This window comes from Azotobacter beijerinckii (genome assembly GCF_900110885.1).
Classification (GTDB): domain Bacteria; phylum Pseudomonadota; class Gammaproteobacteria; order Pseudomonadales; family Pseudomonadaceae; genus Azotobacter; species Azotobacter beijerinckii.
This window is the reverse complement of the sequence record NZ_FOFJ01000034.1, coordinates 31,108-39,528: the sequence shown is the minus strand read 5'-3', so window position 1 is coordinate 39,528 and position 8,421 is coordinate 31,108. Positions and strand designations below refer to the sequence as shown.

Here is an 8,421-nt window from a genome sequence, read left to right as displayed (position 1 = left end):
ACAGCGCCGCCAGCGATACGGGCAGGTGGTCCATCTGGCGCGCGGCGGCATGCAGCGAAGGGCGCAGCCCCAGGGAAACCAGCGACATCAGCTCGACGACGGTGGAAAACAGCAGCTCCCGGGGATACTGGCGCTGCCGGTTGGTCTCGAACACTTCGTCGACCCAGGCAGCCGGCATCGCCCGTTCCAACACCAGCCGTGCCATGACGCTGGCCGGTGCCTGCTTCTCGAATCGCGCCAGAATCTCGTCCCACACCGCCTTGCCCTCTTGATGGCTTTAGGGAAGGGAGTTTACGTAAAGACCTTGAAAGGGGTGATGTTAAACAGTGGATCGACAGCCGGCCCCTGACCGGGCGCCAGTGGCTGATCCTGGCCTTGTGCTTTTTCATCGTGCTGTTCGACGGGATGGATGTGGCCGTGATGGGCTTCATCGCGCCGTCGCTGATGCAGGACTGGCAATTATCCAAGGCCGCCTTCGGTCCGGTCATGAGTGCGACGATGGTGGGACTGGCCATGGGCGCGCTGGTCGCGGGCCCCTATGCCGACCGCTTCGGACGCCGGAAGGTCCTGCTGATCGCCGTGACGGTCTTCGGCATGCTCAGTCTGGCTTCCGCCTTCGCGCGCAATCCCTACGAACTGGCGATCCTGCGCTTTCTGACCGGCGTCGGCCTGGGCGCGGCGATGCCCAATACCACGACGCTGCTCTCCGAGTACCTGCCCGAGCGTTATCGCTCGCTGCTGATCACGGTGATGTTCACCGGCTTCAACCTCGGCTCGGGGGGCGCAGGCTTCGTCGCCGCCTGGGTGATTCCCCAGTACGGCTGGCATGGCGTGCTGCTGGTCGGAGGACTGCTTCCCCTCGCCCTGTTGCCGTTTCTCTGGGCATTTCTGCCGGAATCGGCACGCTTTCTGGTCGCGAACAAGGCGCCGGCCGCGCGGATTGCGACATTGCTCAACAGGCTCGGCGGGCAGTTCACGGCAGAGGCACGTTTCGTCACCGCCGAGCCGCCCGTCCAGCACAAGGCGCCGGTACGCCAGCTGTTCTCGGAGCAATACCGCCTGGGCACCTTTGCGCTGTGGACGACCTACTTCATGGGCCTGCTGGTGATTTACCTGACGATGGGCTGGCTGCCGACGCTGATCCGCGAGAGCGGTATCTCCATCGAGCGGGCCGCCACCGTCACCGCCCTGTTCCAGGTCGGCGGGACCGTCGGGGCGATTGCGGTCGGCTGGATCATGGACCGCCGCACTCCCAACCCGGTCATCGCCGGCGCCTATGCCCTGGGCGGGGCCTTCATCCTGCTGCTCGGCGCGCTCGGCCTGGAGTCGAACCTGCTGACGCTTGGCGTGCTGGCCGCCGGTTTCTGCATCAGCGGCGCGCAAACCGGACTCAATGCGTTCGCCCCCGGCTATTACCCCACCGAGTCCCGCGCGACCGGGGTGAGCTGGATGCTGGGGATCGGCCGCTTCGGCGCGATCTTCGGCTCGATGATCGGCGGCGTGGTCCTGAGCCTGGGGCTGAGCTTCAGCCTGATCTTCAGCGTTCTGGCGATCCCCGCCTTCGTCGCGGCCCTGGCGATCCTGGTGAACGGCTACGCGAGCCGCCGCGTGCTCCGGCCCTCGCTGGCGCTTTGAAAACGCATTGACCCAACTATTCTCGATTCACAGAAGGAAATCGTCATGGCCCGAATCATCGGTGGTCTTGCTGTCTCCCACACGCCAACCATCGGCTTTGCCGTCGACCACAACAAGCAGCACGAGCAGGCCTGGGCGCCCATTTTCAAGGGCTTCGAGCCGATCACGGCGTGGCTGCAGGAAAAGCAGCCGGACGTCCTGTTCTACATCTTCAACGACCATGTGACCTCGTTCTTCTTCAACCACTACGCGGCCTTCAACCTGGGCGTCGACGAGCGCTACGCACCGGCCGACGAGGGCGGCGGCGCGCGCGCGCTGCCGGCCATCGACGGCCATGTCGAGCTGGCCCGGCACATCGGTGCGAGCCTGATGGCCGACGAGTTCGACATGGCGTTCTTCCGCGACAAGCCCCTGGATCACGGGCTGTTTTCGCCGATGTCGGCGGTCCTGCCGCTCAACGAGCGATCCGAATGGCCGGTGAAGATCGTCCCGCTGCAGGTCGGTGTGCTGCAGTTCCCGATTCCCAGTGCCGCCCGCTGCTACAAGCTGGGCCAGGCATTGCGCCGGGCCATCGAGAGCTACCCGGAAGACCTGAAGGTGGCGGTCGTCTCGACCGGCGGCCTCTCGCACCAGGTCCACGGCGAGCGTTGCGGCTTCAACAATCCGGAATGGGACGCCCAGTTCGTCGACCTGCTGGTCAACGATCCGGTGCGCCTGACCGAGCTGACCGTCGCCGAATACGCGGCCCTCGGCGGCGTGGAAGGCGCCGAGGTGATCATGTGGCTGATCATGCGTGGCGCCTTGTCCTCGACGGTGAAGAAGGTGCACCAGGATTACTACCTGCCGTCGATGACCGGGATCGCCACCCTGATCCTGGAGAACCAGGACCGCGAAGTGCCGGTGAACGTGCACGAGCGCCACCGCCAGCACATGGGCCATCAACTGGCCGGGGCGGGCGCTCTCGAGGGCACCTACCCGTTCGACTTGGCGCGCAGCGCCAAGGGCTACCGGCTGAACAAGTTCCTGCACGGCCTGATCTCGCCGGCGATGCGCCAGCGCTTCAAGGACGAGTCCGAAGTGCTGTTCGCAGAGAGCGGACTCAGCGAGGAGGAGCGCGACATGGTTCGCCGCCTCGACTGGCGGGCCCTGATCCAGTACGGGGCGAGCTTCTTCGTGCTGGAAAAGCTCGGCGCGGTGGTGGGGGTTTCCAACCTGCACATCTATTCGGCCATGCGCGGCCAGTCGTTGGAAGAGTTCCAGAAGACCCGCAACCAGCAAGTCCTGTATTCGGTCGCCGGCAGGAAGTAAGCGCCGGGCATGCGGACGCATGCTCCAGGGCGGTTCGGGGTTCGCCCCGGCCTGCCCCGGCGCGCCCTCCCGGTGCGACCCGCTTCTCTCTCAAGGGTCCGATGTGACAACCCCATTTTCTCCTGCCCTGGCGGGCCGGCTGGCCTGCTGCAAACCCTGGATCTTCACGCCCCTGGCCGGTGCCCTCGGCGGCGGCCTCGCCCAGTTGCTCGGCTGGCCGTTGCCCTGGATGATCGGCGCCTTGCTCGGTGTCGCCGCCCTGCGCTGCCTCGGCCGTCCGACCGTCGCCATGCCCCACGGGGTCAAGCTCGGCCAGTGGATCGTCGCCACCGGGATCGGTCTGCACTTCAACCGGGCGGTGCTGGAGCAGATCCTGGCCCATTTCGCGCTGGTCTTGGCCGGTAGCCTGCTGACCTTGCTCACCGGCATCGTCGGCATCCTTCTTCACCGGCGTCACACGGAAAACTTCGCGACCGCCTACTTCGCCAGCATGCCCGGCGGCGCCAACGAGATGGTCAGCCTGGGCCGATCCCATGGCGCCGAGTTGCAGCACGTGGCGGCCAGCCACAGCCTGCGCATGATGCTGGTGCTGCTGGGCATTCCAACGCTCTACACCTGGCTGTTCGCCGATGGGCAGGCGGCGACCGTCGCCCGCCACGGCCCCGATGCCCTCTGGCTGACCCTGATCTTCGGCCTCGGCGGGATGCTCGCCTGGCTGTTCCAGCGCTGGCGCTTACCCAATGCCTGGCAACTCGGCGCCTTGCTGGTCACCTGCGTTTTCAGCATTGTCTTCGACCTGCGCCTCGGTCTGCCGGAGGGGGCCGGCGAAGTGGGCCAGTGGCTGCTGGGCAGCAGTCTGGGCAGCCATTTCGACCGCTCGTTCTTTCGCCGCGCGCCGGCGTTCATGCTGCGCACGCTGCTGGCGACGCTCGGTTCGGTCCTGCTCGCCGTGCCCATCGCCTGGCTGATGAGCTGGGCTTCGGGCCTCGACATGCGGGCGCTGGTGCTCGGCATGGTGCCCGGCGGCATCGCCGAAATGAGCCTGACCGCCGAGGCGCTGGGCCTCCTGGTGCCGCTGGTCACCGCGATGCAGGTGCTGCGCCTGGTACTGGTGCTGTTCCTGGCCGCTCCGGTGTTCCGCTTCTGGCGCGAGCGCCTGCAACCGGGAAGGCGCTAGCCGGATCGACCGGCAACGCTTCGCGACGCGAGGTCATGCCGATCCCGGCGCCAGTTCTCGGACCACCTCGCGCACCTTCTGCATCAGGGCCTCGGCGGCCGGCGCGTGCAGGCAGCCGGTGCGGTAGATCAGGCCGATGGCGCGGTTGGTGTGGCGCAGCTGCAAAGGCAGGCGCTGCAGGTCCCCGGAGACGATTTCGTATTCCAGCTGATGCGCCGAAACGGCAGCGACCATGTCGGACTGCAGGAGCAAGCCACGGATGACCGCCAGATCGCCGGTCTCCACGATCGGCTGGGGAGCATCGACCCCGAGTTCGGCGAGGCACGCATCGAGCTGTTGCCGGGCGGGCGCGCCCGTCCGCGGAAGAATCCAGCGGGCCTGGCCGAGATCGCTGGGCTCGATAGCCCGGCGCAGCAGCGGATGGTCCCGGCGCGCCAATACCACCAGATCCTCGGTCAGCAGCTGCTCGCCGTGCAGGTCGCTCGCGTACTCGGACGGGCGCAGGGCGCCGAGCACGAAGTCGATGTCGCCGGCACGCAGTTCGGTCGCCAGGAGATCGAAAGGACTTTCGATGGTCGCCACGCGGACCCCCGGATGGGCTTCGGTCAGGCGGACGATGGCTTCGGGCAGGATGCGGGTCCGCCCGAGCGGCAAGGCTCCCACGGTCACCCTGCCCTGCAGCGAACCGCGCAGGGCGGCGATATCTGCATCGATATGGCGCAGCTCGTTCAGGGCCCGGCGGATGTACAGCAGGATCTCGCCGCTGGTCCGGGTGGGCTGCAGACCCTGGGGCGTGCGCTCGAACAACGGATGGCCGCAGCCGTTTTCCAGCACCTTGAGCGCCGCGCTCACCGCCGGCTGAGTCAGGCCGAAGGTAGTGGCCACGGTTTGCATATGGCGGGTTTCGCAGAGCTTGATGAACAGCTCCAGCCGCCGGGTATGCAGCAGGTACAGCGGTTCGGTCGCATGGCCCAGCGCCTGGGGCACCGTCGCCAGTTCGGCGAGCGTTTGCTGCGCCCTGGGCAGGATGTGCCTGCCGTGATCGGTCAGCCGCATGCCGTTGGCATGGCGTTCGAACAGCACGACGGCAAGACGCTCTTCCAGATCCGCAATCGCGCGGGTGACGACCGACTGGGCCCGGTAAAGCGCCCGGGAGGCTTTCGACACGCTGCCGTGCTCGGCCACCCGCACGAAGGCGCGAACCTGCATCAGGTTGGGATAGTCGGCGAAGGCCATAAGTGCCTCTGATCCGCGGCAAAGAGAGGCTCTTCACTATGCGCTCCCTACCTCTATAAGTAAAACGCATACCTCGTCCAACTGAACGCATTATTCGTCGTTCGGCGGGCATGCCAACCTCTTTGAAAACACGAGGAGCCCGATATGAACGCTTCGAGCAAGAAAACGGCATTGGTGGTCAGCGCGCATTCCGCCGACTTCGTCTGGCGAGCCGGCGGCGCCATCGCGCTGCATGCCCTGCAGGGGTATGCCGTGCATATCGTCTGCCTGTCCTTCGGCGAGCATGGCGAGTCCGCCAAGCTCTGGCGCAAGGGCGAGATGACCGAAGAGAAGGTCAAGGCCGCCCGCCGCGAGGAGGCCCGGGCGGCTGCCGAGATTCTCGGCGCCAGCGTCGAGTTCTTCGATATCGGCGACTATCCGATGCGCGCCGACAAGGACACCCTGTTCCGTCTGGCGGACGTCATGCGCCGCGTGCAGCCCGAGTTCGTGCTCAGCCACTCGCTTAAGGACCCCTACAACTACGACCACCCGTTGGCCATGCACCTGGCCCAGGAGGCCCGCATCATCGCCCAGGCCGAAGGCTACAAGCCGGGCGAGAAGATCGTCGCCGCGCCGCCGGTGTACAGCTTCGAGCCGCACCAGCCGGAGCAGTGCGAGTGGCGCCCGGACGTGCTGCTGGACATCACCGAGGTCTGGGACAGGAAGTACGCGGCCATCCAGTGCATGGCCGGCCAGGAGCATCTCTGGGAGTACTACACCCGCGTCGCCCTGCAGCGGGGCGTGCAGGCCAAGCGCAACGTCGGCATCACCTCGAGCAAGAACATCGTCTATGCCGAGGGTTATCAGAGCATCTTCCCGCGCGTCACGGAGAATCTGGCATGAGCAGTCTGATCGGCAAGACCGGCATCGTCGTGCGCCACATTCCCCGCGCCGACGCGGGCCTGGTCGACGAGTTGAGTCTCTATGGCGTGGCCACGGTTCACGAGGCGCAGGGCCGCAAGGGGTTGCTCGATCCCGCCGTCCGCCCGATCCAGCAGGATGTCGCGATCAGCGGCTCGGCGGTCACCGTGCTGGTGGCACCCGGCGACAACTGGATGTTCCATGTCGCGGTGGAGCAGTGCAAGCCGGGCGACATCTTGGTCGTCGCGCCCAGCTCGGCCTGCAGCGACGGCTATTTCGGCGATCTGCTCGCCACCTCGCTCAAGGCCCGCGGCGTGCGCGGCCTGGTGATCGACGCAGGGGTCCGGGATACCCGCACCCTGCGCGAGATGGGCTTTTTCGTCTGGTCGCGCGCGATCAATTCCCAGGGGACCATCAAGGAAACCCTGGGCTCGGTGAATCTTCCCGTGGTCTGCGCCGGCCAGCTGGTCAATCCGGGGGACGTGATTCTCGCCGACGACGATGGCGTGGTGGTGGTCCGCCGCAGCGACGTGCAAAAGGTCGTCGAGGCCAGCCGCAAGCGGGCGGATGTCGAAGAGCAGAAGCGGGTGCGCCTGGCCGAAGGCGAACTGGGCCTGGACATCTACGAGATGCGCTCCCGGCTGGCCGAAAAGGGCCTGCGCTACGTCGACAGCTTGGACGAGCTGGAAGGCTAGGCGGGCATGCAACCGCCTGGGGCCGGGCGTTTCCACCCGGCAGCGGGCGGCAACCCCGTCGACCACTTAGGGACATGACATGAGCCAGACTCGTATTCCTTGCATGATGATTCGCGGCGGCACCTCCAGGGGCGCCTATTTTCTCGCCCGGGATCTGCCGGTCGACGCGGACCTGCGCGACCGGGTTCTGCTGGCCTGCATGGGCTCGCCCGACAAGCGGCAGATCGACGGCATCGGCGGCGCGGACTCGCTGACCAGCAAGGTCGCCATCGTCAAGCTTTCCGAGCGGGCGGATGCCGACGTGGACTATCTGTTCGCCCAGGTGGTGGTCGACGAGCCCCGTGTGGATTTCGGCCAGAACTGCGGCAACATCCTCGCCGGCGTCGGCCCCTTCGCCATCGAGCGCGGCCTGGTGCCCGTCCGGGGCGACACGACCCCGGTGCGCATCTTCATGGAAAACACCGGACAGATCGCCATTGCCCAGGTGCCCACGCCGGACGGCGAAGTCCGCTACGCCGGCGAGGCGCGCATCGACGGCGTGCCCGGCACGGCCGCGCCCATCGTCGTCGAGTTCGAGGATATCGCCGGCTCCAGCTGCGGCACGCTGCTGCCCACCGGCAATGCCCGCGATACCTTCGAGGGTATCGAGGTGACCTGCATCGACAACGGCATGCCCGTGGTCCTCGTCCCGGCGGCCAGTGTCGGCCGTAGCGGCTACGAGACCTGCGAGCAGCTGGATGCCGACGGCGAGCTCAAGGCCGTGCTCGAAGCGATCCGCCTGCAAGCCGGACCGCGGATGAATCTGGGCGAGGTGGCCCGGCGCACGGTTCCCAAGATGTGCCTGATTGCAGCTCCGCAAAACGGCGGAGCCATCAGCAGCCGGACCTTCATTCCGCATCGCTGCCATACCTCCATCGGGGTCTTCGGCGCCGTCAGCGTGGCCTCGGCCTGCCTGATCGAGGGCTCGGTAGCCGACGGCCTGGCGACGGTCGAGCCGAACGACAGGATACGGCTCTCGGTCGAGCATCCGACCGGCGAGTTCACCGTCGAGTTGCTCAGGCGGGGCAGCGAACTGGCCGGCTGCGGGTTGCTGCGCACGGCACGGCTGCTGTTCGATGGCGCGGTATGCATACCCGAAAGCCTCTGGTCCGGCTCCGCATAAGCGGAGCGGTTTCATCGGGGACATTTCCACGTTCCAGTCATCTCGGGCCCGGTAGCGCGCAACCGGCCTCTTCCCCTTTCGCTCGACGCATCCGCACCTGCGGAAGGGGTCTTTTTGCGCCTTTTCCACCGCATCTTCGCCGGTAACAACAATAATGAAGAACCGCATCCAACGTTTTCCGCTCTGTCCGTCCACGCCTTTCGCCTTCGCCCTGGCGCTCGCCGGCACAGGCGCCCAGGCAGCCTTCTTCGAGGACGCCAAGGGCACCCTGACCTTCCGCAACTTCTTCATCAACCGCGACTTCAAGC

6 protein-coding genes and 2 pseudogenes are annotated in these 8,421 nt (G+C 66.6%); 6 read left to right on the top strand and 2 right to left on the bottom strand.

Annotated features, from left to right (window positions below; genetic code table 11):
- Positions 1–205 (bottom strand): annotated as a pseudogene (locus BMY22_RS15760) (IS4 family transposase); the annotation flags it as partial.
- A gap of 101 nt (positions 206–306) precedes the next feature.
- Here BMY22_RS15760 and BMY22_RS15755 point away from each other — a divergent pair.
- The 3 genes and pseudogenes from BMY22_RS15755 to BMY22_RS15745 form a co-directional block, all read left to right on the top strand.
- Positions 307–1,635 (top strand): annotated as a pseudogene (locus BMY22_RS15755) (MFS transporter); the annotation flags it as partial.
- A 45-nt stretch (positions 1,636–1,680) separates the two neighbouring features.
- The gene (locus BMY22_RS15750) at positions 1,681–2,943 is read left to right on the top strand and encodes a gallate dioxygenase (RefSeq protein ID WP_090623707.1); all 1,263 of its coding nucleotides are present in this window, start codon (positions 1,681–1,683) and stop codon (positions 2,941–2,943) included.
- 139 nt (positions 2,944–3,082) lie between these two features.
- The gene (locus tag BMY22_RS15745; RefSeq protein WP_244158888.1) at positions 3,083–4,120 is read left to right on the top strand and encodes an AbrB family transcriptional regulator; all 1,038 of its coding nucleotides are present in this window, start codon (positions 3,083–3,085) and stop codon (positions 4,118–4,120) included.
- Positions 4,121–4,153: 33 nt separating this feature from the next.
- Here BMY22_RS15745 and BMY22_RS15740 read toward each other — a convergent pair whose 3' ends face one another.
- Positions 4,154–5,356, bottom strand: a complete 1,203-nt coding sequence (locus tag BMY22_RS15740; RefSeq protein WP_090623704.1) for a LysR substrate-binding domain-containing protein — start codon at positions 5,354–5,356, stop codon at positions 4,154–4,156.
- Between the two features lie 144 nt (positions 5,357–5,500).
- On the opposite strand from BMY22_RS15740, the gene galB reads away from it, so the two are divergent.
- The 3 genes from galB (at position 5,501) to BMY22_RS15725 (ending at position 8,113) form a co-directional block, all read left to right on the top strand.
- Positions 5,501–6,238 (top strand): 4-oxalmesaconate hydratase, encoded by a 738-nt coding sequence (gene galB / locus BMY22_RS15735; protein WP_090623702.1) that lies wholly within the window; start codon positions 5,501–5,503, stop codon positions 6,236–6,238.
- Positions 6,235–6,951, top strand: a complete 717-nt coding sequence (locus BMY22_RS15730) for a 4-carboxy-4-hydroxy-2-oxoadipate aldolase/oxaloacetate decarboxylase (protein ID WP_090623701.1) — start codon at positions 6,235–6,237, stop codon at positions 6,949–6,951. The genes galB and BMY22_RS15730 overlap by 4 nt, the downstream gene beginning before the upstream one ends.
- Before the next feature lie 79 nt (positions 6,952–7,030).
- Entirely contained in the window at positions 7,031–8,113 is a 1,083-nt protein-coding gene (locus BMY22_RS15725) for a 4-oxalomesaconate tautomerase (RefSeq protein ID WP_090623699.1), read from the top strand.
- The last annotated feature ends 308 nt before the right edge of the window (positions 8,114–8,421 follow it).

Coding starts and splice junctions, on each gene's coding strand:
- BMY22_RS15750 (WP_090623707.1), top strand. CDS start 1,681: ATGGCCCGAATCATCGGTGGTCTTGCTGTCTCCCACACGCCAACCATC.
- BMY22_RS15725 (WP_090623699.1), top strand. CDS start 7,031: ATGAGCCAGACTCGTATTCCTTGCATGATGATTCGCGGCGGCACCTCC.
- BMY22_RS15740 (WP_090623704.1), bottom strand. CDS start 5,356: ATGGCCTTCGCCGACTATCCCAACCTGATGCAGGTTCGCGCCTTCGTG.
- galB (WP_090623702.1), top strand. CDS start 5,501: ATGAACGCTTCGAGCAAGAAAACGGCATTGGTGGTCAGCGCGCATTCC.
- BMY22_RS15730 (WP_090623701.1), top strand. CDS start 6,235: ATGAGCAGTCTGATCGGCAAGACCGGCATCGTCGTGCGCCACATTCCC.